The sequence below is a fragment of the Micromonospora palomenae genome (genome assembly GCF_007829925.1).
Taxonomy (GTDB): domain Bacteria; phylum Actinomycetota; class Actinomycetes; order Mycobacteriales; family Micromonosporaceae; genus Micromonospora; species Micromonospora purpureochromogenes.
This window is the reverse complement of record NZ_VIXA01000002.1, coordinates 2,034,550-2,054,828: the sequence shown is the minus strand read 5'-3', so window position 1 is coordinate 2,054,828 and position 20,279 is coordinate 2,034,550. Positions and strand designations below refer to the sequence as shown.

At 73.7% G+C, this 20,279-nt stretch carries 17 protein-coding genes; 4 read left to right on the top strand and 13 right to left on the bottom strand.

Features of this window, described 5'->3' with window-relative positions; all coding sequences use genetic code 11:
* Positions 1 to 15 precede the first annotated feature (15 nt).
* From FHX75_RS20760 to FHX75_RS20750, 3 genes are all read right to left on the bottom strand, one after another.
* A complete protein-coding gene (locus tag FHX75_RS20760) occupies positions 16 to 846 on the bottom strand; it encodes a CDP-alcohol phosphatidyltransferase family protein (RefSeq protein WP_377612332.1) in 831 nt (276 codons plus the stop codon).
* 436 nt (positions 847 to 1,282) lie between these two features.
* On the bottom strand, positions 1,283 to 2,194 hold the full coding sequence (locus FHX75_RS20755; RefSeq protein ID WP_154942071.1) for an NUDIX hydrolase: 912 nt from the start codon (positions 2,192 to 2,194) through the stop codon (positions 1,283 to 1,285).
* A 111-nt stretch (positions 2,195 to 2,305) separates the two neighbouring features.
* The gene (locus FHX75_RS20750; protein WP_154941892.1) at positions 2,306 to 3,253 is read right to left on the bottom strand and encodes an NUDIX hydrolase; all 948 of its coding nucleotides are present in this window, start codon (positions 3,251 to 3,253) and stop codon (positions 2,306 to 2,308) included.
* A 144-nt stretch (positions 3,254 to 3,397) separates the two neighbouring features.
* Here FHX75_RS20750 and FHX75_RS20745 point away from each other — a divergent pair, with 144 nt between their 5' ends.
* On the top strand, positions 3,398 to 3,763 hold the full coding sequence (locus FHX75_RS20745; RefSeq protein WP_154941891.1) for a PspC domain-containing protein: 366 nt from the start codon (positions 3,398 to 3,400) through the stop codon (positions 3,761 to 3,763).
* Between the two features lie 10 nt (positions 3,764 to 3,773).
* Here the strand turns inward: FHX75_RS20745 and guaA are convergent, their stop codons facing one another.
* Positions 3,774 to 5,330: a glutamine-hydrolyzing GMP synthase gene (gene guaA / locus FHX75_RS20740; protein ID WP_154941890.1), complete on the bottom strand. Its 1,557-nt coding sequence runs from the start codon at positions 5,328 to 5,330 to the stop codon at positions 3,774 to 3,776.
* 144 nt (positions 5,331 to 5,474) lie between these two features.
* Positions 5,475 to 7,172 (bottom strand): FAD-dependent oxidoreductase, encoded by a 1,698-nt coding sequence (locus FHX75_RS20735; protein ID WP_154941889.1) that lies wholly within the window; start codon positions 7,170 to 7,172, stop codon positions 5,475 to 5,477.
* A gap of 137 nt (positions 7,173 to 7,309) precedes the next feature.
* Here FHX75_RS20735 and FHX75_RS20730 point away from each other — a divergent pair, with 137 nt between their 5' ends.
* The gene (locus FHX75_RS20730) at positions 7,310 to 8,440 is read left to right on the top strand and encodes an LCP family protein (RefSeq protein ID WP_154941888.1); all 1,131 of its coding nucleotides are present in this window, start codon (positions 7,310 to 7,312) and stop codon (positions 8,438 to 8,440) included.
* Here the strand turns inward: FHX75_RS20730 and FHX75_RS20725 are convergent.
* The 4 genes from FHX75_RS20725 to guaB form a co-directional block, all read right to left on the bottom strand.
* On the bottom strand, positions 8,437 to 9,885 hold the full coding sequence (locus FHX75_RS20725) for a M1 family metallopeptidase (RefSeq protein ID WP_154942070.1): 1,449 nt from the start codon (positions 9,883 to 9,885) through the stop codon (positions 8,437 to 8,439). The genes FHX75_RS20730 and FHX75_RS20725 overlap by 4 nt on opposite strands.
* Before the next feature lie 61 nt (positions 9,886 to 9,946).
* A complete protein-coding gene (locus FHX75_RS20720) occupies positions 9,947 to 11,356 on the bottom strand; it encodes a M1 family metallopeptidase (protein ID WP_154941887.1) in 1,410 nt (469 codons plus the stop codon).
* Positions 11,357 to 11,406: 50 nt separating this feature from the next.
* Complete coding sequence (locus FHX75_RS20715) at positions 11,407 to 12,525, bottom strand: GuaB3 family IMP dehydrogenase-related protein (RefSeq protein ID WP_154941886.1); 1,119 nt, start codon at positions 12,523 to 12,525, stop codon at positions 11,407 to 11,409.
* Positions 12,526 to 12,553: 28 nt separating this feature from the next.
* Positions 12,554 to 14,116 (bottom strand): IMP dehydrogenase, encoded by a 1,563-nt coding sequence (gene guaB / locus FHX75_RS20710; protein WP_154941885.1) that lies wholly within the window; start codon positions 14,114 to 14,116, stop codon positions 12,554 to 12,556.
* Positions 14,117 to 14,312: 196 nt separating this feature from the next.
* Here guaB and FHX75_RS20705 point away from each other — a divergent pair, with 196 nt between their 5' ends.
* Complete coding sequence (locus FHX75_RS20705) at positions 14,313 to 14,723, top strand: DUF5319 domain-containing protein (protein ID WP_154941884.1); 411 nt, start codon at positions 14,313 to 14,315, stop codon at positions 14,721 to 14,723.
* Positions 14,724 to 14,748: 25 nt separating this feature from the next.
* On the opposite strand, the gene FHX75_RS20700 is transcribed toward FHX75_RS20705, so the two are convergent.
* A complete protein-coding gene (locus FHX75_RS20700; protein ID WP_154941883.1) occupies positions 14,749 to 15,573 on the bottom strand; it encodes a helix-turn-helix transcriptional regulator in 825 nt (274 codons plus the stop codon).
* A 254-nt stretch (positions 15,574 to 15,827) separates the two neighbouring features.
* Between FHX75_RS20700 and FHX75_RS20695 the strand changes: the two genes are divergently transcribed.
* A complete protein-coding gene (locus FHX75_RS20695; protein ID WP_154941882.1) occupies positions 15,828 to 16,211 on the top strand; it encodes a WhiB family transcriptional regulator in 384 nt (127 codons plus the stop codon).
* 78 nt (positions 16,212 to 16,289) lie between these two features.
* On the opposite strand, the gene FHX75_RS20690 is transcribed toward FHX75_RS20695, so the two are convergent.
* The 3 genes from FHX75_RS20690 to groES all read right to left on the bottom strand — a co-directional run bounded on the left by FHX75_RS20690 (position 16,290) and on the right by groES (position 20,190).
* On the bottom strand, positions 16,290 to 18,035 hold the full coding sequence (locus tag FHX75_RS20690; RefSeq protein WP_154941881.1) for a molybdopterin-dependent oxidoreductase: 1,746 nt from the start codon (positions 18,033 to 18,035) through the stop codon (positions 16,290 to 16,292).
* A 123-nt stretch (positions 18,036 to 18,158) separates the two neighbouring features.
* On the bottom strand, positions 18,159 to 19,805 hold the full coding sequence (gene groL, locus FHX75_RS20685; protein ID WP_154941880.1) for a chaperonin GroEL: 1,647 nt from the start codon (positions 19,803 to 19,805) through the stop codon (positions 18,159 to 18,161).
* Positions 19,806 to 19,875: 70 nt separating this feature from the next.
* Positions 19,876 to 20,190, bottom strand: a complete 315-nt coding sequence (gene groES, locus FHX75_RS20680; protein WP_088960325.1) for a co-chaperone GroES — start codon at positions 20,188 to 20,190, stop codon at positions 19,876 to 19,878.
* Positions 20,191 to 20,279: the final 89 nt, after the last annotated feature.

The following is a 20,279-nucleotide window of genomic DNA, read 5'->3' as shown; positions in this document are numbered from 1 at the left end:
GTACGTGCGGGTGGATCAGGCGGTGCGGCGCTGGTGCAGCCAGAGCAGCGGGCCGCTGACCAGGTAGCCCACCACCACCAGGGCGAAGGTGAGCCGGATGTCGACCAGCGCGCCGATCACCGGGGCCAGCCACAGCCACGGCGGCAGCTTGAGCAGCCGGGCGAGCTTCGCGTACGGGAAGCTGGAGACCATCGCGAAGGCCAGCAGCGCCACCCCGGCGATCTGCACCACGGCAGGCAGCGGTAGGCCGATCGCGACCGTGAGGGCGAGCACCGCCGCCGCCATGGTCGTCGGCACCCCGCAGAAGAACCGGCCGTCCTTCGGCGAGACGTTGAACCGGGCCAGCCGGATCGCGGCGCAGGCCGCGACGAGGGCCGCGGCCACCGCGGCGGCCGCCGTGGGGGCCGACCCGGCCAGCGAGGCGTAGACCACCACGGGGGCGGCCAGGCCGAACGAGCACATGTCGGCCAGCGAGTCCATCTGGGCGCCGAACGGGCTGGCCACGCCGAGCTTGCGGGCGAGCGCGCCGTCGAGGCCGTCGAAGGCGACGCAGGCGATCAGCAGGATCGCGGCCACCCGGGCCTCCCCGGCCATCGCCACGAAGATCGCGTTGATGCCGAGCATCAGGCTGGCCAGGGTGCAGGCGTTGACCAGCGCGAACTTCATCCGGCGCGAGGCGGTGCGCTCGCCGGGGAGCAGCGGGATCGACATCGCCGACGAGTCGTCGTCCACCGACGGAGCGGGGGCGAGGGCCGGGCTGACCGGCATGACCGCCTCGATCTCCGCGCGGCGGGCGCGGTCGAAGCCGTACCGGCGGGGCCGGTCGACGAGGTGCTCGGGGACCACCAGCTCGGCGCCGATACGCGGGTCGCCGTCACGGCGGCCCACCCGGACCAGCAGCACCTGCCGGGCGAACGTGCTGCTGCGGCGCAACCGGCCCGCCCAGCGACGCCCGGCGGGGCGCGGACTGTCAGTCGTACGACGCCGGCGCCATAGGGCTCTCGGCACGTTTCCTCCATCACCGGATCGACTGGCCGCCCACGGGGGGCGGGTGTCCGGCTGTCTCGTGCCGGACCGCTCTTGGCCCGGCAGCCCGTTCAAGCGGTGTACACCATTGCACAGGGAAGTGGCGGTTGGCGATAGCTGCCGGCGGTACTTATATCTCCGTTAAACCGCGCGAACCGCTGCCTTATTCCCATCTCGGGCTTCATCGCCCGTTTTCTCCGCCAACCTCACTTACGACTGTACCGGAGCACCCCCGCACCGGCCCGGCGAGCGAGGGCTATCGCCCCCGACGTCCGGTTGCCTGGGCGGCGACCTCGGTCAGCGACAGCCTCGCCACCTGCGCGGACGTGAACCAGCCCGCCTCCACGGTCGACCCGCCGGCCAGCTCGGTCACCGCCGGCTCGGTGGGCGCGGAGACCAGCACCCGGTAGACCACCCGGACGGCGTGCCAGTCCAACGGGCGCCCCTCCGGCCCGAGCGCCGCGGGGTTGTGCAGATTGTCGACGGTCAACAGGTCGACAACCGTCCCGAGCTGCCCGGACTCCTCCACCAGCTCGCGCAGCAGCCCGGCGGCCGGTTGCTCGCCGTGATCCGTGCCACCGCCGGGCAGGTGCCACCGGCCGGCACCCGGGTAGCCCGGTGCGATCCGGGTCAGCAGGATCCGGCCCGCGGGGTCGGTGACCAGCCCGTACGCGGCGAACCGCTGGCGCCGGTCGGCGGGCGGGGCGGCCGGCCCGGCCGGCAGCGCGCCGGGCAGGCCGGCCGGCAGGGGCGTGACGGGCAGGCCGAGCAGCTCGGCGGTGAACGGCATCAGCGGCAGCGCGGCGGCCTCGTCCGGCGTGCACCAGGCCAGCTCGTCGCTGCCGCCGGCCGGCTCCGGGCGCAGCTCGCCGCCGTGCTGCCCGACGTCGAAGACCAGCCGGTCGGTGTGCACGGCGACGCCCTCGGCGCGGAACGTGGTGACGTCGGCCAGGGCGGCCCGCACCCCGGTCACCTCGACGGTCAGCCCGGTCTCCTCGGCGAACTCGCGGACCACCGCCCGCGCCGGGTGCTCCGCGTGCTCGACGCCGCCCCCCGGCACCTGCCACACCCCCGGAAACGGACAGCAGGCGGATCCTCGGGCCAGCAGCACCCGCCCCGAGGCGTCCCGCAGCACCCCGTACGCCCCGACCCTGCGCCGCTGCTCCACGCCCACCACGCTCCCCCGCCGCCCGGCCACCCGGCCGTCGATCATGAGGTTAGCGGCAGGCGGGGAGCGGTATCAGGCGGTCGACGCCCGGGACCGACGGCGGAGCGAGGGTCAGGTGAGGCGGGCGGCCTGGACGGCTTCGGCGGTCACCTCGGTGAGCCGGTCGGTGGGGAGGGCGCCCAGCTCCTCACGGGCGAACCAGCGGGCCTCGCAGGTGGAGCCGCCGACGTCGGCGACGGTGGGCGGGGCGGGCTGGTCGACCACCACCCGGTAGAAGGCGCGCACCCCGTGCCAGTCGATCGGGTAGCCCTCGGGGCCGAGCGAGGCGGCGTCCCGGTGGCTGGCCACGCCGAGCAGCTCGACCAGGCGGCCGGTCTGGCCGGTCTCCTCCACCAGCTCCCGGATCAGCGCCGCGCCGGGCTGCTCGCCGTAGTCGGTGCCGCCGCCGGGCAGGTGCCAGCAGCCGGCCCCCGGGTACCCATCGGAGACCCGGGTCAGCAGCACCCGGTCGTCGGGGTCGGTCACCACCGCGTACGCGGCGAAGCGCTGCGCCCGGTGCAGGCCGTCCGGGCCGGGGACGGCGTAGAAGGAGGGAAACTCCGGCGGCTCGTCCGGGACGACGTCGGCGGAGGAGGCGGGCAGGCCCAGGGCGCGTGCGGTGAACGAGCGCAGCGGCAGCGCGCGGGCCTCGTCGAGAGTGTACCAGCGGGCCAGGTCGGTGGGGCGTTCCACCCGGTCGGTGAGGGTGCCACCGCGCACCGAGACCCGGTAGAGCAGGCGGTCGGTGTGGATGGTGATGCCCCGCTCCGGCAGGGCCCGCATGTCGGCGAGGACGTCCTCCAGCCCGGAGACGGCGACCGAGAGCCCGGTCTCGGCGGCGGTCTCCCGGACGACGGTGTGCTTCGGGTCCTCACCGTGGTCGACCGCCCCGCCGGGCAGGGACCACACGCCGGGGGTGCCGGAGCGCTCCGATGCGCGGACCAGCAACACTCGGCCGACTGAATCAGCACAGACTGCGTATGCCGCGATCCTGCGGAGCGGCTCCAGCAAGGTGGTCACGGAGCCAAATTCTCCCCGCCCACGGTTACCTGGATCGAAAAGAGTCAGATTCCTGACTGAAGGCTGGCAGGTCAGGGATCGGTCAGGGTAGGGATCCGGGCGGTCACCGAGGTCGCCCGGCCGCCCCGCGCGGAACGTGGAGACATGACCTCGACGAGCACCCCCCACGCCCCGTACAAGCAGCTCCGCCGACCCACCACCGACCGGATGGTGGCCGGCGTCGCCAGCGGCCTCGGCCGCTACTTCGCCGTCGACCCCACCCTGGTCCGGGTGGTCTTCGCGGTGGCGACCCTGCTCACCGGCGGGTTCGCCGCGCTGGCGTACCCGATCATGTGGTTCCTGATGCCGGAGGAGCCGGCGGGCGCGCCCGCCTGGCCGCACCCGACGGGCGCCGCGCCGCACGGCACGCCGCCCACCCCGGGGTACGTCCCGCCGGCCCCGACCACGCGGCCCGAGCCGCCGACGGTCGCGCAGCCGACCTACCCGCCGCAGCAGCCGCCGACGGCGTGAGCCGGCCGGCTCACTCCCACTCGATGGTGCCCGGCGGCTTGCTGGTCACGTCCAGGACCACCCGGTTGACCTCGGCGACCTCGTTGGTGATCCGGGTGGAGATCCGGGCGACCACCTCGTAGGGCAGCCGGGACCAGTCGGCGGTCATCGCGTCCTCGCTGGAGACCGGGCGCAGCACCACGGGATGCCCGTAGCTGCGCCCGTCACCCTGCACGCCGACGCTGCGCACGTCGGCCAGGAGGACCACCGGGAACTGCCAGACACCCCGGTCCAGGCCGGCGGCGGAGAGTTCCTCGCGGGCGATCAGGTCCGCCTGGCGGAGCAGGTCCAGCCGCTCCTGGTCGACCGCGCCGATGATCCGGATGGCCAGGCCCGGGCCCGGGAACGGGTGCCGCCAGACCATCGCCTCGGGCAGGCCGAGCTGGAGGCCGAGCGCCCGGACCTCGTCCTTGAACAGCGTGCGCAGCGGCTCGACCAGGGCGAACTTCAGGTCCTCCGGCAGGCCGCCGACGTTGTGGTGGCTCTTGATGTTGGCGGTGCCGGTGCCGCCGCCGGACTCCACCACGTCGGGGTAGAGGGTGCCCTGCACCAGGAACTCGACGTCGCCGTGCGAGGCGATCTCGCGGGCGGCGGCCTCGAAGACCCGGATGAACTCCCGGCCGATGATCTTGCGCTTCTGCTCCGGGTCGGTCACCCCGGCCAGCGCGCCGAGGAACCGCTCCTGCGCGTCGACCACCTTCAGCTTGATGCCGGTCGCCGCGACGTAGTCCTTCTCCACCTGCTCGGCCTCGCCGGCGCGCAGCAGGCCGTGGTCGACGAAGACGCAGGTGAGCTGGTCACCGACCGCCCTGTGCACCAGCGCCGCGGCGACCGCGGAGTCCACGCCGCCGCTCAGGCCGCAGATGACCTCCTTGTCGCCGACCTGCTCGCGGATCCGGGCGACCTGCTCGTCGATGATGTTCTCGGGCGTCCAGGTCGGCTCGATGCCGGCGATGTCGTACAGGAAGCGGGTCAGCATCTCCTGGCCGTGCGCGGTGTGCCCGACCTCCGGGTGGAACTGCACGCCGGCCCTACGGCCGGCCAGGTCCTCGAAGGCGGCGACCGGGGCGCCGGCCGACTCGGCGGTCACCGTGAAGCCCTCGGGGGCCTCGGTCACGCAGTCGCCGTGGCTCATCCAGACCGGCAGGTCGGCCGGCAGGTCGCGGAGCAGCACGCCGGGGTCGAGGAGGCGGGGGCGCAGCGGGGTGCCGCCGTACTCGCGGTTGCCGGTCTTCGCGACCGTGCCGCCGAGGGCCTGGGCCATCGCCTGGAAGCCGTAGCAGATGCCGAAGACCGGCACGCCGGAGTCGAACATCCCGGCGTCGATCTGCGGGGCGTCGGGCGCGTAGACGCTGGACGGGCCGCCGGACAGGATGATCGCGGCCGGGTCCTTCGCCAGCATCTCGGCGACCGGCATCGAATGCGGGACGATCTCCGAGTAGACCTTCGCCTCGCGCACCCGGCGCGCGATGAGCTGGGCGTACTGGGCTCCGAAGTCCACCACCAGGACGGGGCGAGGCGTGCTCATGTGCAGAAAGCCTACCGACAGTCACCCCAGGCCCGGGCACGGGCCGGGCTCCGGGCGTGCCGCGTCACGTCCCCGCCGGTCAACCGGCCGACCGGCGCGCCACCGGCGGCCGCCCGCCCGGCGTCCGCGGCCCGGCCGGGTTGATCAGCCGCGCAGCGCGGCCGGGGCGTCCGCCGGCACCGCCGGGCGCCGCGGGGGTACGGGCGCCACCCGCCGGTACGCCTCGCCGAGCGGCGGACGGGGATCGTCCTCGCCCTTGTTCGGCCAGAAGGACATCGCCCGCTCCGCCTGGGCGGTGATCGTCAGCGACGGGTTCACGCCGAGGTTCGCCGAGACCGCCGCCCCGTCCACCACGTGCAGCCCCGGGTGGCCGTAGACCCGGTGCCACGGGTCGATGACGCCGTCGGCCGGGGACGCCCCGATCACCGCCCCGCCGAGGATGTGCGCGGTCATCGGGATGTTGAACGGCTCGGTGAGCGCGCCGCCCGGCGTACCGCCGATCTCCTCGGCGAGCAGCCGGACCGCCTGGTTGCCGGCCGGGATCCAGGTCGGGTTGGGCGCGCCGTGACCCGGGCCGGAGACCAGCCGCCGGCCGAAGGGGCCGCGCCGGAACCGGGTGGTCAGCGAGTTGTCCACCGACTGCATCACCAGGGCGATCACCGTCCGCTCCGACCAGCCGCGCACCGACAGCATCCGGGCCGCCAGCCCGGGTTGCCGGACGATGCTGCCCAGCCAGCGTCGGACCCGGTGCGGGCCGCCGTCGACCAGCAGCGACTGGAGCAGCCCCATCGCGTTCGAGCCGCGGCCGTAGCGCACCGGCTCGATGTGGGTCTGCGGGTCGGGGTGGAAGGAGCTGGTGATCGCCACCCCCTCGGTGAAGTCCACCCCCTCGGCGCGGGCCCGCTGGCGGGGCACCGAGGCGCCGAGGATCGCCTCCGAGTTGGTCCGGGTCAGCTCGCCGAGCCGGTCGGAGAGGCCGGGCAGCGCCCCGGTCGCCTTCATCTCGTGCAGCAGCCGCTGGGTGCCCAGCGCCCCGGCGGCGAGGACCACCTGGTCGGCGTGGATGACCTGCCGGCGCCGCCGCAGCCAGGCGCCCGTCCGCTCGGTGTGCACCTCGTACCCGCCGTCGGGAGCCGGCCGGACGGCGGTCACCGTGGTCAGCGGGTGGACCTGGACGCCGAGCCGCTCGGCCAGCCAGAGGTAGTTCTTGACCAGGGTGTTCTTCGCGCCGTGGCGACAGCCGGTCATGCAGGAGCCGCAGTGCGTGCAGCCGGTGCGCTCCGGGCCGACGCCGCCGAAGTACGGGTCGGGCACCCGCTGGCCGGGGCGGCCGATGTGCACGCCCACCGGGGTGGCGTGGAAGGTCCGGCCGACCCCCATCCGCTCGGCGACCGCGCGCATCGCCCGGTCCGCGCCGGTGTCGACCGGGTACGTGGTGACGCCGAGCATCCGCTTCGCCTGGTCGTAGTGGCGGGCCAGCTCGTCGCGCCAGTCGGTGATGCCGCGCCACTGCGGGTCGTCGTAGAAGGCGTCCAGCGGCTCGTAGAGGGTGTTGGCGTAGACCAGCGACCCGCCGCCCACCCCCGCCCCGGAGAGCACCATGACCCCGCCGCCGGCCTTGCGGTCGGCGGAGCGGAGCAGCGTGATCCGTTGCAGGCCGTAGCAGCCGAGCTTCGGCGCCCAGAGGAAGCGCCGGGCCCGCCAGGAGGTCTGCGGGAACTCGTCGTCGGCGAACCGCCGGCCGGCCTCCAGGACGCCGACGGTGTAACCCTTCTCGGCCAGCCGGAGCGCGGTGACGCTGCCGCCGAAACCGGACCCGATGACGACCACGTCGTACCGCATGAACGCATCATTACCGCTGAGTAGCCATCGCGCCAGCGGCAGTTTTCGCGCGATCATGCTCCCGTCCACCGATCCGTCAGGCAACGCCCGCAACTCGGGGCCCCCGTCGGAGCGTTGTTTCAACGGGGGTGCCGAGCATGGCTCACGAGACAGGGGCGCGACGACCGCGCCGGGTGCTGCTGCTGGCCGCCCTCGCCGCGGTCGTCCTGGTCGCCGGCGGCGCCCTGGTGGTGAACCGGCTGGTCAGCGACGACGGGCCGCAGCGCCGGCCGGGCGCGGTCGCCGCCACCGCCACCGCGACCGCCACACCGAGCGCCGCCGCGGAGCCCAGCCCGACCGCCCCGCCCGGGGCCGGCATCACCGGGCCGCTCAACCTGCTGCTGGTGGGGGTGGACACCCGGGTCAGCGTCCCCGGGTGGGAGCCGCACAGCGACGCGGTGCTGGTGCTGCACGTGCCGGCCGGGCTGGACCGGGCGTACCTCTTCTCGCTCCCCCGCGACCTGCTGGTGGACATCCCGGCCTTCCCCAAGGCGGGCTACAAGGGCGGGAAGACCAAGCTCACCCACGCGATGAGCTACGGCAGCCGGGTGCCGGGCAAGCCCAAGGAGCACCGCGTCGCCCAGGGGTACGAGTTGCTGCGCAGCACGGTCAGCGGATACACCGGGCTGCGGATCGACGCCGGAGCGGTGATCACCTTCAACGGCTTCGACAAGCTGGTGGACACCCTGGGCGGGGTGGACATCTACGTCGACGAGCGGGTGGTCTCGCTGCACCGCCGGCCGGACGGCAAGCACCGCGACCCGGCGCCCTCGGGCGGCGGCTACGTCGGGCCGCAGATGGTCTACGAGAAGGGCCAGCGACACCTCAACGGCTGGCAGGCGCTGGACTACGCCCGCCAGCGCTACATCGCCGGCGGCGACTACGCCCGGCAGCGCCACCAGCAGCAGCTCCTCCGGGCGCTGACCGCCAAGATCCTCGACGAGAACCTGGCCCGCCAGCCGGACCGGGTCCAGCAGGTGGTCGACGCGCTCGGCGACACTTTGATCTACGCCGGCGGTCCCCGCATCGTCGACCTCGCGTACGCCCTCGGCGGGCTGAGCGTCGACCGGTTCACCCCGGTCGCGCTCCCCGGCAGCGGGGTGGGCAAGGGCAGGGCATACCGGGGTGAGGAGCTCAAGCCGGTCGGCCGGCAGTTCCTCACCGCGCTCAAGGCCGGCAACGCCGAGAAGTTCCTCGCCGCCCACCCCGAGCTGCGGGTGAAGAACTAGAGGCGCTTCGGGGCCGGCGGGCGTTCGGTGCCGTGCAGCCAGGCGGCGAAGAGCTTGTCCAGTTGCTTGCCGGAGACCCGCTCGGCGACCGCGACGAACTCGTCGGTGGTGGCGTTGCCGTTGCGCTTCTCCGCCGCCCAGGTCTTGAGGATCTTGAAGAACACCGGGTCGCCGACCGCCACCCGCAGCGCGTGCACGGTCATCCCGCCGCGCTGGTAGACCGACTCGCTGAACAGGTTCTGCCGACCGGGCTCGGCCGGCGGCGTCTGCCAGAGGCGGCTGGACGAACCGGCGTACCGCCGGTCGAAGGCCGCCTGGGCGGTGCCGGTGCCCCGGTGCTCGGCCCAGAGCCACTCGGCGTAGGTGGCCAGCCCCTCGTTGAGCCAGATGTCCTGCCACTTCGCCAGCGAGACGCTGTTGCCGAACCACTGGTGGGCCAGCTCGTGGGCGACCACGCCGGTGTTCTCGCCGCCCCGGAAGAAGCCCGCGCCGTAGACCGGGCGGCTCTGCGTCTCCAGCGCGTACCGGATCCGCTCGTCGGCGACGACCACCCCGCCGTACGCGGCGAACGGGTACGGCCCGAAGACGCTCTCCAGGTAGTCGGCGACCTCGGTGGTGCGGGCCATCGACGCGTCGGCGGCCCCCTTGCCGAGCTTGGTGCTGACCGCGCTGAACACCGGCCGTCCCTTGTGCTCGCCGGTCTCCACCCGGTAGTCCCCGATCACCACGGTGCTCAGGTAGCTGGCCATCGGGGCGGCCTCGGACCACTTCCAGGTGGTCCAGCCGTCGGCGTCCGAGCGCCCCTTCGGCACCCCGTTGCTGACCGCCGTCAGCCCCTTCGGAACGGTGATCTCGACGTCGTAGGTCGCCTTGTCCGAGGGGTGGTCGTTGACCGGGAACCAGGTGCTCGCCGACTCCGGCTGGCCGAGCGCGATCGCGCCGTCGGTGGTGTGCAGCCAGCCGCCCTCGCCGAGCACCTCGTTGGCCAGCGGCTCCGGCTTCCCCTCGTAGCTGATCTCGGCGGTGAAGCCGTTGCCGGCGGTGAGCCCGGCGGCCGGGGTGACCACCAGCTCGTCGGCCTCGCGGGCGTGCCGGGCCGGCGCGCCGTCCACGGTCACCTTCCGCACGGTCAGCCCGGCCAGGTCCAGGTGGAAGGCGGACAGGTCGGCGGTGGCGGTGGCCTGCACGGTGGCGGTGCCGGTGAGCCGGTCGGTCGCCGGGTCGTAGCGGACCTTGACGGTGTACCGCCCGACGTCGTACCCGCCGTTGCCGTAGCTCGGGAAGTAGTCGTCGCCGACGCCGGCCGCGCCCGGCGCGAACTGGCGCCCGGCCGTCGGAGCCGGTGCCGTGGCCGGCGCCGGCCGCGGCTCCGGATCGGACCCGCACCCGGCGAGCCCGAGGGCCGCCACCGTCACCAGACCGACGCCCCGCCGCATCCGCGCCATGGCCACCCGGCACCTCCCCGTGTCGTCGGCGGCAGCCTACCGACCGGCGGTCACCCGCGGGTCACGGAAGGGCGGGCGCGACGCCGCCGGCCAGCCAGGCGTCCAGCAGGGGGCGCAGCGGGCGGCCGGCGACCCGCTCGGCGTACCCGGCGAAGTCGGCGGTGCTGGCGACGCCGCCGCGCCGCTCCTCGGTCCAGCCGCTCAGCAGGCGGAAGAACGTCTCGTCGCCGACGGTCCGGCGCAGCGCGTGCACCGCGAGCGCACCCCGCTGGTAGACCCCGTCACCGAACATCGCCGCCCGGCCGGGATCGACCGCCGGCTGGGACCAGTCGGTGGCGGCGTGCCGCAGCTCGAAGGCACGCTGCGCGGTCCGGCCGCCGTCGTGCTCCGTCCACAGCCATTCCGCATACGTGGCGAAGCCCTCGTTGAGCCAGATGTCCTGCCAGCTCGCCAGCGAGACGCTGTTGCCGAACCACTGGTGGGCCAGCTCGTGGACCACCACCGACGGGTTGGGCCGGCCGCCCGAGAAGAAGCCCGGCCCGTAGACCGGGCGGGACTGGGTCTCCAACGCGTACCCGATCCGGCTGTCGGTCACCACGATGCCGCCGTAGGAGTCGAACGGGTACGGCCCGAACCGGCTGGCGAGGAAGTCGGCTATCTCGCCGGTGCGGGCCAGCGAGGCCGCCTCGGGGCCGGTCGCCGGCAGGCCGGCCGGCACCGCCGTGACCATCGGTCGGCCGGCGTGCGTGCCGGTCTCGACCCGGTAGTCGCCGATCACCAGGGTGGTCAGGTAGCTGGCCATCGGTGCGCGCTCGGCCCACCGCCAGGTGGTCCAGCCGCCGGTGCTGCTCCGCTCCCCCGGCACCCCGTTGCTCAGCGCGGCCAGCCCGTCGGGAACCGTCACCTCGACGTCGTAGGTGGCCTTGTCGGACGGGTGGTCGTTGACCGGGAACCAGGTGGCCGCCGACTCGGGCTGGCCCAGCACGATCGCCCCGTCGGCGGTGTGCAGGAACCCGCCGCTGCCCAGCTCGCCGTCGGGCACGGCGGTCGGCACCCCGGCGTAGTCGACCTCGACGGTGAACGCGGTGCCGCGGGGCAGCCCCCGCGGCGGCGTGATCACCAGCTCGCTGCCGTCGCGGCGGTGCCGGGCCGCCGCCCCGGAGACCGTCACCCGCGAGACGTCCAGCCCGATCAGGTCCAGGTTGAACCGGGAGAGGGCGGCGGTGGCGGTCGCGGTGACGGTGGTCCGGCCGGTCAACCGGTCGGTCGCCGGGTCGTACCGCACCCGCAGCCGGTAGCCGGAGACGTCGTAGCCGCCGTTGCCCCGACCCGGGACGTACGGGTCACCGGCGTCGGCGGCGCCGGGCCGGAACTCGCTGCGGTCCTCGCGGTCGGACGTACAACCGGCGGTCGCCACGGTCGTCGCCGCCACGACGGCGGCGAGCAGCAACCTGGACCGGATACGACGCACCGGCCGAGCCTAATCGGCGCGACCGGTGCATCGGGGTGGTTTTGTCCGGGTCAGCGGTCCAGGACCAGGCCGACCTTCTGGAACTCCTTGAGGTCGCGGTAGCCGCACTTGGCCATCGCGCGGCGCAGCCCACCGAAGAGGTTGAGCTGGCCGTCCGGCTCGTCGGCCGGGCCGAAGAGCAGCTGCTCCATCGAGCCCAGCGGCTCGCCGGCGATCTCGAACGCGCCGCGCGGCAGCGACGGGTGGCTGGCGGCGGAGTGCCACCAGGCGCCACCGGCCGGCGCCTCCGCGCAGAGCGACAGCGCCTCGCCGAGCATCACCGCGTCCGCGCCGCAGCCCAGCGCCTTGGCGATGTCGCCGGAGGTCTGGATGTCGCCGTCGGCGATCAGGTGCACGTACCGGCCGCCGGTCTCGTCCAGGTAGTCGCGGCGGGCCGCGGCGGCGTCGGCGATCGCGGTCGCCATCGGCACCCGGATGCCCAGCACCGACTCGGTGGTCGACCAGTCGTCGCCGCCGATACCGACGATCACGCCGGCCGCGCCCGTCCGCATCAGGTGCAGCGCCGTCTTGTAGTCGGTGCAGCCGCCCACCACGACCGGCAGGTCGAGGTCGGCGATGAACTCCTTGAGGTTCAGCGGCTCGTCGGTGGTCGAGACGTGCTCGGCCGAGACGATGGTGCCCTGGATGACCAGGATGTCGACGCCGGCGTCGAGGATCACCGGGGCCAGCGCCAGGGTGTGCTGCGGGGAGACCCGGACGGCCACCGTGCCGCCGCCGGCGCGCAGCTCGCGCACCCGCTCGGCGATCAGGTCGGGGCGGATCGGCTCGGAGTAGACCTCCTGGAGCCGCTTGGTCGCCCGGGCGTCCTCGCCGAGACCGGCCAGCTCCTCCAGGACCTTGGCCGGGTTCTCGTACCGGGTCCACAGGCCCTCGACGTTGAGCACGCCGAGCCCGCCGAGCTGGCCGAGCCGGACGGCGGTGGCCGGGCTCATCGTGGCGTCCGACGGGTGCCCGACGCAGGGAATGCCGAACTGGTACGCGTCGAGCTGCCAGCCGGTGGAGACGTCGTCGACGTCCCGGGTCCGGCGGCTCGGCACGATGGCGATGTCGTCCAGGTGGTAGCCGCGCTGCGCGGTCTTGCCCAGCCCGATCTCGACCACGTCACGCATGGGGACTCCAGGTGGTTGGGGGTGATGGTCAGCGGGAGTGGTAGTTGGGCGCCTCGACGGTCATCTGGATGTCGTGCGGGTGGCTCTCCTTGAGCCCGGCCGCCGTGATCCGGATGAGCTGGCCGCGGCGGTGCAGCTCGGGGATGCTCTCCGCGCCGACGTACCCCATCGCGGCGCGCAGCCCACCGATGAGCTGGTGGGCGACCGCGGAGAGCGGCCCCCGGTAGGGCACCTGGCCCTCGACGCCCTCGGGGACGAGCTTGTCCTCGGCGAGCACGTCCTGCTGGAAGTAGCGGTCCTTGGAGTAGGACTTGCCCTGGCCGCGGGACTGCATCGCGCCGAGCGAGCCCATCCCCCGGTACGCCTTGTACTGCTTGCCGTTGATGAAGATCAGCTCGCCGGGGCTCTCCTCGCAGCCGGCCAGCAGGCTGCCGAGCATCACCGTGTCGGCGCCGGCGACCAGCGCCTTGGCGATGTCCCCGGAGTACTGGATGCCGCCGTCGCCGATCACCGGCACACCGGCCGGGCGGGCGGCCCGCGCGGCCTCCATGATCGCGGTGATCTGCGGTACGCCCACCCCGGCGACGATCCGGGTGGTGCAGATCGCGCCCGGGCCGACCCCCACCTTGACACCGTCGGCGCCCGCGTCGACCAGCGCCTTCGCCCCGGCGTACGTGGCGATGTTGCCGCCGACGATGTCGATGCCGACGTCCTTCTTGAGCTGGCGGACCATGTCCAGCACCGCCCGCTGGTGGCCGTGCGCGGTGTCCACGATGATCACGTCGACGCCGGCGTCCACCAGCGTCCGGGCCCGCTTGTACGCGTCGTCGCCCACGCCGACCGCCGCGGCGACCCGCAGCCGGCCCGCCTCGTCCTTGGTGGCGTTGGGGTACTGCTCGCTCTTGGTGAAGTCCTTGACGGTGATCAGCCCGCGCAGCCGGCCCGAGTCGTCCACGATCGGCAGCTTCTCCACCTTGTGCCGGCGGAGCAGGTCGAGGGCCTCGTCCTTGCTCACCCCGACCGGGGCGGTGATCAGCGGGGTGCGGGTCATGATCTCGTGGACCGGGGTCTCCGGCGCGGAGACGAACCGCATGTCCCGATTGGTGACGATGCCGACCAGCTGCCCGTCGCCGTCGACCACCGGCACGCCGGAGATGCGGTAGCGGCCGCAGAGCTCGTCGACCTCGCGGAGGGTGTCGTCCGGGCTGGCGGTCACCGGGTTGGTGATCATGCCGGACTCGGAGCGCTTGACCAGGTCGACCTGGAGCGCCTGGTCCTCCAGCGAGAGGTTGCGGTGCAGCACCCCGATGCCGCCCTGGCGGGCCATCGCGATCGCCATCCGCGCCTCGGTGACCGTGTCCATCGCGCTGGACAGCAGCGGCACGGTCAGCTCGATGTTGCGGGTGAGCCGGGTGCGGGTGTTGACCCGGCTGGGCACCACGTCCGACTCGCCCGGCTGGAGCAGCACGTCGTCGAAGGTCAGACCGAGCGGCACCACCCGCGCCGAGCCGGCCGGCAGCTCCGGCAGGTGACCACCCGGCTCGCCGCTGCCGACGCCGCCGGGAAGATCAGTGCTGGGCGAATTCTCCACGATTGCTCTCCTGAGCTGCTTGGACGGGCTTCAGCGAGGTGGCGCGCGCGGGCACCGGCGCACGCCGAGGTGACGGCGCGTCGTTTCATCGTACCCATTGAGCTGGGCCGGCCCCGGCGGTGCCGGCGCGGGTCGGCGAGGCCACAGGGGTGGCCGGGGGGACGCGTCCGGCGAGCGTTGGGACTACGGTGAGGGGGTGCACGACGAGCCCATCGACCCGTTCAACGGCGACCCGGCCGATCCGGCTGCTGGCCTGCACGATCCGCGTGAGGACGACCCGCTCGACCCGCTGACCGAGGTCGAGCGCCAGGACGTCCTGGAGGACCTGGCCGACCTGGAGATCTACCAGGCCCTGCTGTCGCCGATCGGGGTGCGCGGGCTGGTGATCGAGTGCGAGGACTGCCGCGAGCCGCACTACTTCGACTGGGACCTGCTCCGGGGCAACCTGCGCCACCTGCTCAGCTCCGGGCGGCCGCGGGTGCACGAGCCGGCCTACGACCCCGACCCCGACCACTACGTCACCTGGGACTACGCCCGCGGCTACGCCGACGGGGTGCACGACACGCTGACCGAGGCGGCCGAGGAGGAGTCCCCCTCCGACGACTGAGCCGGCCCGACTCTGGACGGCCGGCTCAGGCGACCAGGCCGGCGCGGAAACCGGCGGCCACCGCGTGCGCGCGGTCCCGGGCGCCGAGCTTGCGGAACAGCCGTCGGGCGTGCGTCTTGACGGTGTCCTCCGAGACGAACAGCTCCCGCCCGATCTCGGCGTTGCTCTTCCCCTCGGCCATCCCGAGCAGCACCTGGAGCTCCCGCTCGGTCAGTCCGACGGCGCCGCGCCCGCTGCGCGCGCCGGGCGCGCCCCGGCGGCCGGTGGGCGCGGGCACCTCCGGCTCGGCGGCGGCCTCCGGCTCGGCCTCGTCGTCGCCGCGCTGCACCGGCACCACCGACGGCCCCCCGGGCACCTCGGCCGGTCCGGCGGGCCAGCCGGGGCCCGACTTGCCCGGGGTACGCCCGGCCGAGGGCCGGGGCGGCGCGCCGACCGCGGCGGTGTCCCGGGCCGGGTCGGTGACCCGGTTCCGGGCCGTCCGGCCGGGCGCGGAGAGGAGCAGCAGCGCCTTGGCCACCGCGCTGGTCAGGTCGTGGTCGGTGCCCTGGATCAGTCCCCGGGCCCCGGCGTTGATCGTCGCCGCGGCGGCCTCGGACTCCTCGGCGCCGAGCAGCAGCACGGCGGCCTGCGGCGCGCGGGCGAGCACCCGGCGGACGAAGCCGGCACTGTCGGGTCGGGTGAGGGCGGTGTCGGCGAGCACGACGTCGGCGGGGCGCTCGGCCAGCCGCAGCATCACCTCGGGGTCGGAGACGGCGGTCCGCACGACCGCGGCCAGGCCGAGCCGGGCGGCGGCCGAGGTCAACTGCTGCGCGGCGAGCGGTGTCCGGACGCAGACGAGAACGGTACGCACGGTGGTCTCCTCTCCGCAGAGAGCAGACCATGGCCGGCTGGGCCGGGGTGGAGGTTCCCGGCAATCCTCCGAACTTTTCCGACATCCAGGGCATATGCCGCGACTTGTCCGAGGTTTTCGATCACAGAAGTGTGAGTCGGGGAAAGGTCGGGTACCGAGACGCCAGGCCGGAAACGGTGCGCCTGCGCGGACCGCCGCCCGGACACCGGATGCGAACGAGACCTCCGCGGTGCCGCGCGGGAGGAGGGGTGCTGATGTCGAACGTACGTAGACTGCCCGGACCCATCGTCGACCTGTGGGACTGGCAGCGGCTCGGTGCCTGCCGGGGCCGCGACAGCGCGCAGTTCTTCCACCCCGACGGCGAGCGCGGCTCCTCACGGCTGCGCCGCGAGTCCGGCGCCAAGGCCGTCTGCCGGGCCTGCCCGGTCCGGGCCGAGTGCGCCGCCCACGCGCTGTCCGTCCGCGAGCCGTACGGCGTCTGGGGCGGCTTCAGCGAGTCCGAGCGGCTGCGGCTGCTCGCGCTGGGCTGGGAGGACCTGGCCGACCGTCGGCAGACCCGGGTCGACATCGCCCGGCTGGAGGCCCGCCTGGGCCGCCCCCACAAGTCCGCCGTGCCGGACCAGCGCAAGGTCGCCTGACCCCGGCCCAGAGACCCCGACCGACGCCGCGCTCCGCGAACCGGAGCGCGGCGTCGGCGCGTTCCCCGTTCGGGCGCGTCAGCGGACGGTGACCTTGACCGTGTGCCAACCGGTGGCGCCGTCCGGCTCGACCGGCTGTTCCCGGCCGGTCTGCGGCTCGCCGGTGGCATCGGTCGCCCGCACCTGGAGAATGTGCTCGCCCGGGGTGGCGTCCCAGCGCCAGGACCACTGCACCCAGGTGTCCACTGACACCGTCGGGGCGAGCGTCGCCTCCCGCCACGGGCCGCCGTCGACGCGTACCTCCACCCGGCTGACCCCCCGGTGCTGGGCCCAGGCCACCCCGGCCACCATCACCGGGCCGGTGGTGAGCCGGTTGCGCGGGCGGGGCGTGTCGATCCGGGACTGCGTCTTGACCGGTCCCTGCGCCGACCAGCCCCGCGGCACCCAGTACGCGTCGAAGTCGGCGAAGCTGGTCAGCTCCAGCTCGGTCACCCACTTGCACGCCGAGACGTAGCCGTACAGGCCGGGCACCACCATCCGGGCCGGGAAGCCGTGCTCGACCGGCAGCGGCTCGCCGTTCATCCCGACCGCCAGCAGGGCGTCCCGCCCGTCCCGCAGCACCGCCGTCGGGGTGCCACAGGTCCAGCCGTCGACCGAGCGCCCCACCACCTGGTCCGCGCCCTCCTCCGGGTCCGCCTCGTCCAGCAGTTCCTTGAGGGGTACGCCCAGCCACCGGGCGTTGCCGATCAGGTCCCCGCCCACCTCGTTGGAGACGCAGGCCAGGGTCACGTACCGCTCCACCATCGGCCGGGCGAGCAGGTCGGCGAAGCTCAGCTCGATCGGGTTGCGCACCCGCCCGTGGATGCGCAGCCGCCAGGTCTCCGGGTCGACCTGCGGCACCACCAGGGCGGTGTCGATCCGATAGAACCCGCTGGTCGGGGTGACGTAGGGGGCGAGCTGCGCCAGGGACAGGTCCGCACCGGCCGGTACCGCGGGCGCCGCCGCCGACGGGGCGGGCAGCGTGACCGCCTCTCGAGCCGCCGACACGCCCCGGCGACCGGCGAGCCAGTGCCCGCCCAGCCCGGCCACGGCGGCCGCGCCGGCCAGCGCACCCACCCCGCGCAGGAACCGGCGCCGCGACTCCGGGTCGGTGCTCTCCAACGGCTCCCACCCGGCCGGCGGACCAGTCACCGAAGCCGGGCCGCCCACCGCGCCCGCGTCGATCGGCACAGGACCGGCCGGGTCCGCATCGACCGACCCAGAGCTGCCGGCGTGCGGATCGGCCGGCGCAGAGCCGGCGGTCTCCAGGTCGGGGGTCTCCGGGCCGGGCGCGGGCGGCGGCGTCGACGGGCCGGGCGGGGGTGTCGGTGGGGTCCAGGGCCACGGGTCGACCTCCAGCGGGCCGGCGAGGAAGGCCCAGAGCACCAACCCGCCCAGTCCCGCCCCGACCAGCGAGGGCAGCGCGTCGGCGGCGTCGGCGCCGGCCCGGGTGAGGGCGGCGGCCACGCCGAGGGCGGCGAAGGCCGCGATGCCGGCCAGGCCGATCCACAGCCGGCGGACCGCCAGCAGCCCGAGCAGCGCGGCGAACGCGGCGAGCAGCAGCGCCGTCCCGACCAGCAGGGCGATCTTGTCGTACGTGCCGAACAGGGTGATGGCGAACTGCTTCAACGGCTCGGGTACGACGTCCACGACCAGCCCGCCGACCGCGATCAGCGGGGCGGACCGGGGGCCGGTGAGGACCGCGACCGGCTCGGCGACGCCGATGGCCACGGCGGCGGCCGTGATCCCGGCGAGCGCGGCGAGGCCGCGGGGCGTGGTGCTCATCGGACCAGTGTTGTCGATCAACCGGACCGACCGCCAACCACGTCAGCGTTCCGTAATGCCCGCCGCAGACGCGTCAGGGCGCACCGTCGAAGACGGTGCGCCCTGAGCGGCGTAGGCCGTGGGTCAGAAACCCGGGCCGTGCTGGTGGCCGTGACCGTGGCCGTGGCCGTGCCCACCGGCGGCGGCCGGCTCGGCCTTCTCCGGCTTCTCCACCACGAGGCTCTCGGTGGTGAGCAGCAGGCCGGCGATCGAGGCGGCGTTGGTGACCGCGTTGCGGGTCACCTTCACCGGGTCGATGATGCCGGACTTCACCAGGTCGACGTACTGGCCGGTGGCGGCGTCGAGGCCGTTGCCCCACTCCTTGCCGGCGACCTTCTGCACCACCACGTAGCCGTCGTGGCCGGCGTTCTGGGCGATCCAACGCAGCGGCTCGACCAGCGCCTTGCGGACGATCGAGACGCCGGTCTTCTCGTCACCGGTCAGGCCCAGGTCGTCGGCGAGCACCGGCAGGATCTGCGCCAGGGCGGCACCACCACCGGGCACCGTGCCCTCCTCGACGGCGGCCTTGGTCGCGGCGATGGCGTCCTCGATGCGGTGCTTGCGCTCCTTCATCTCGACCTCGGTCGCCGCGCCCACCTTGATGACCGCGATGCCGCCGGAGAGCTTCGCCAGCCGCTCGGCCAGCTTCTCCCGGTCCCACTCGGAGTCCGAGGCCTCGATCTCCTTGCGGATCTGCGCGACCCGGTCGGCGACCTCGGAGGACTGGCCGCCACCGTCGACGACGGTGGTGTTCTCCTTGTCGACCACGACGCGCCGGGCGGTGCCGAGCACCTCCAGGCCGACCTGGTCGAGCTTGTAGCCCAGCTCCGGGGCGACCAGCTCGGCGCCGGTCAGGATCGCCATGTCCTGGAGCATCGCCTTGCGGCGGTCGCCGAAGCCGGGGGCCTTCACCGCGCAGACCTTGAGGGTCTTGCGGATCGAGTTGACCACCAGGGTCGACAGCGCCTGGCCCTCGACGTCCTCGGCGATGATCAGCAGCGGCTTGCTGTTCTGGAGAACCTTCTCCAGCAGCGGCAGCAGCTCCTCGATCGCCGAGATCTTCTGCGTGGTGATGAGGATGTACGGGTCCTCCAGGACCGACTCCTGCGACTCCACGTCGGTGACGAAGTTCGGCGAGATGAAGCCCTTGTCGAACTGCAGACCCTCGGTCACCTCCAGCTCGGTGGTGAGCGCGGAGCCCTCCTCGACGGTGATGACACCGTCGCGGCCGACCTTCTCCATCGCCTCGGCGATCAGCTCGCCGATGGTGGCGTCCTGCGCGGAGATGGTCGCGACGTTCGCGACCGCCTCCTTGCTGGCAACCTCGACGGCCCGGTCGAGCAGCGCCTCGGAGACCTTGGCGGCCGCCGCGTCGATGCCCCGCTTGAGACCGGACGGGTTGGCCCCGGCGGTCACGTTGCGCAGGCCCTCGCGGACCATGGCCTGGGCCAGCACGGTCGCGGTGGTGGTCCCGTCGCCGGCGACGTCGTTGGTCTTGGTCGCCACCTCCTTGACCAGCTGCGCGCCGAGGTTCTCGTAGGGGTTGGTGAGCTCGATCTCCTTGGCGATGGTCACGCCGTCGTTGGTGATCGTGGGCGCACCGAATTTCTTGTCCAGGACGACGTTGCGCCCGCGCGGGCCGAGGGTGACCTTGACCGTGTCCGCGAGGGCGTTGACACCGTGCTCGAGCAGGTGCCGGGCGTCGTCCGAGAAGCTCAGGATCTTCGCCATGAATGTCCCTTCGAAGCGCCGTTGCCCCGGCCCGGCGAGCCGGACCGGGGCAACGACACTGATCGGTTGCTTACTTCTCGATGACCGCGAGGACGTCGCGGGCGGAGAGCACCAGGTACTCCTCGCCGGCGTACTTGACCTCGGTGCCGCCGTACTTCGAGTAGATGACGGTGTCGCCGACGTTCACGTCAACCGGGATCCGGTTGCCCTTGTCGTCGATGCGACCCGGGCCGACAGCGAGGACGGTGCCCTCCTGCGGCTTCTCCTTGGCGGTGTCGGGGATCACGATGCCCGACGCCGTGGTGGTCTCAGCCTCGTTCGCCTGGACCAGGATCCGGTCCTCGAGCGGCTTGATCGCAACCTTGGTCGCGGTAGTCACGGGCATACCCTCCTGGGGTACTGGTTTCGTTGCCGGTCGACCGGGGCCGACCAGCGTCAATCTGCCACATGCCACCGGGCGGGGCCGTCGTCGCG

What these genes read in the sequence shown, in the direction of transcription:
- FHX75_RS20745 (WP_154941891.1), top strand. Translation starts at nt 3,398, where the DNA reads ATGACCTCGACGAGCACCCCCCACGCCCCGTACAAGCAGCTCCGCCGA.
- guaA (WP_154941890.1), bottom strand. Translation starts at nt 5,330, where the DNA reads ATGAGCACGCCTCGCCCCGTCCTGGTGGTGGACTTCGGAGCCCAGTAC.
- FHX75_RS20735 (WP_154941889.1), bottom strand. Translation starts at nt 7,172, where the DNA reads ATGCGGTACGACGTGGTCGTCATCGGGTCCGGTTTCGGCGGCAGCGTC.
- FHX75_RS20730 (WP_154941888.1), top strand. Translation starts at nt 7,310, where the DNA reads ATGGCTCACGAGACAGGGGCGCGACGACCGCGCCGGGTGCTGCTGCTG.
- FHX75_RS20725 (WP_154942070.1), bottom strand. Translation starts at nt 9,885, where the DNA reads ATGGCGCGGATGCGGCGGGGCGTCGGTCTGGTGACGGTGGCGGCCCTC.
- FHX75_RS20715 (WP_154941886.1), bottom strand. Translation starts at nt 12,525, where the DNA reads ATGCGTGACGTGGTCGAGATCGGGCTGGGCAAGACCGCGCAGCGCGGC.
- FHX75_RS20695 (WP_154941882.1), top strand. Translation starts at nt 15,828, where the DNA reads ATGTCGAACGTACGTAGACTGCCCGGACCCATCGTCGACCTGTGGGAC.
- FHX75_RS20690 (WP_154941881.1), bottom strand. Translation starts at nt 18,035, where the DNA reads ATGAGCACCACGCCCCGCGGCCTCGCCGCGCTCGCCGGGATCACGGCC.
- groL (WP_154941880.1), bottom strand. Translation starts at nt 19,805, where the DNA reads ATGGCGAAGATCCTGAGCTTCTCGGACGACGCCCGGCACCTGCTCGAG.
- groES (WP_088960325.1), bottom strand. Translation starts at nt 20,190, where the DNA reads ATGCCCGTGACTACCGCGACCAAGGTTGCGATCAAGCCGCTCGAGGAC.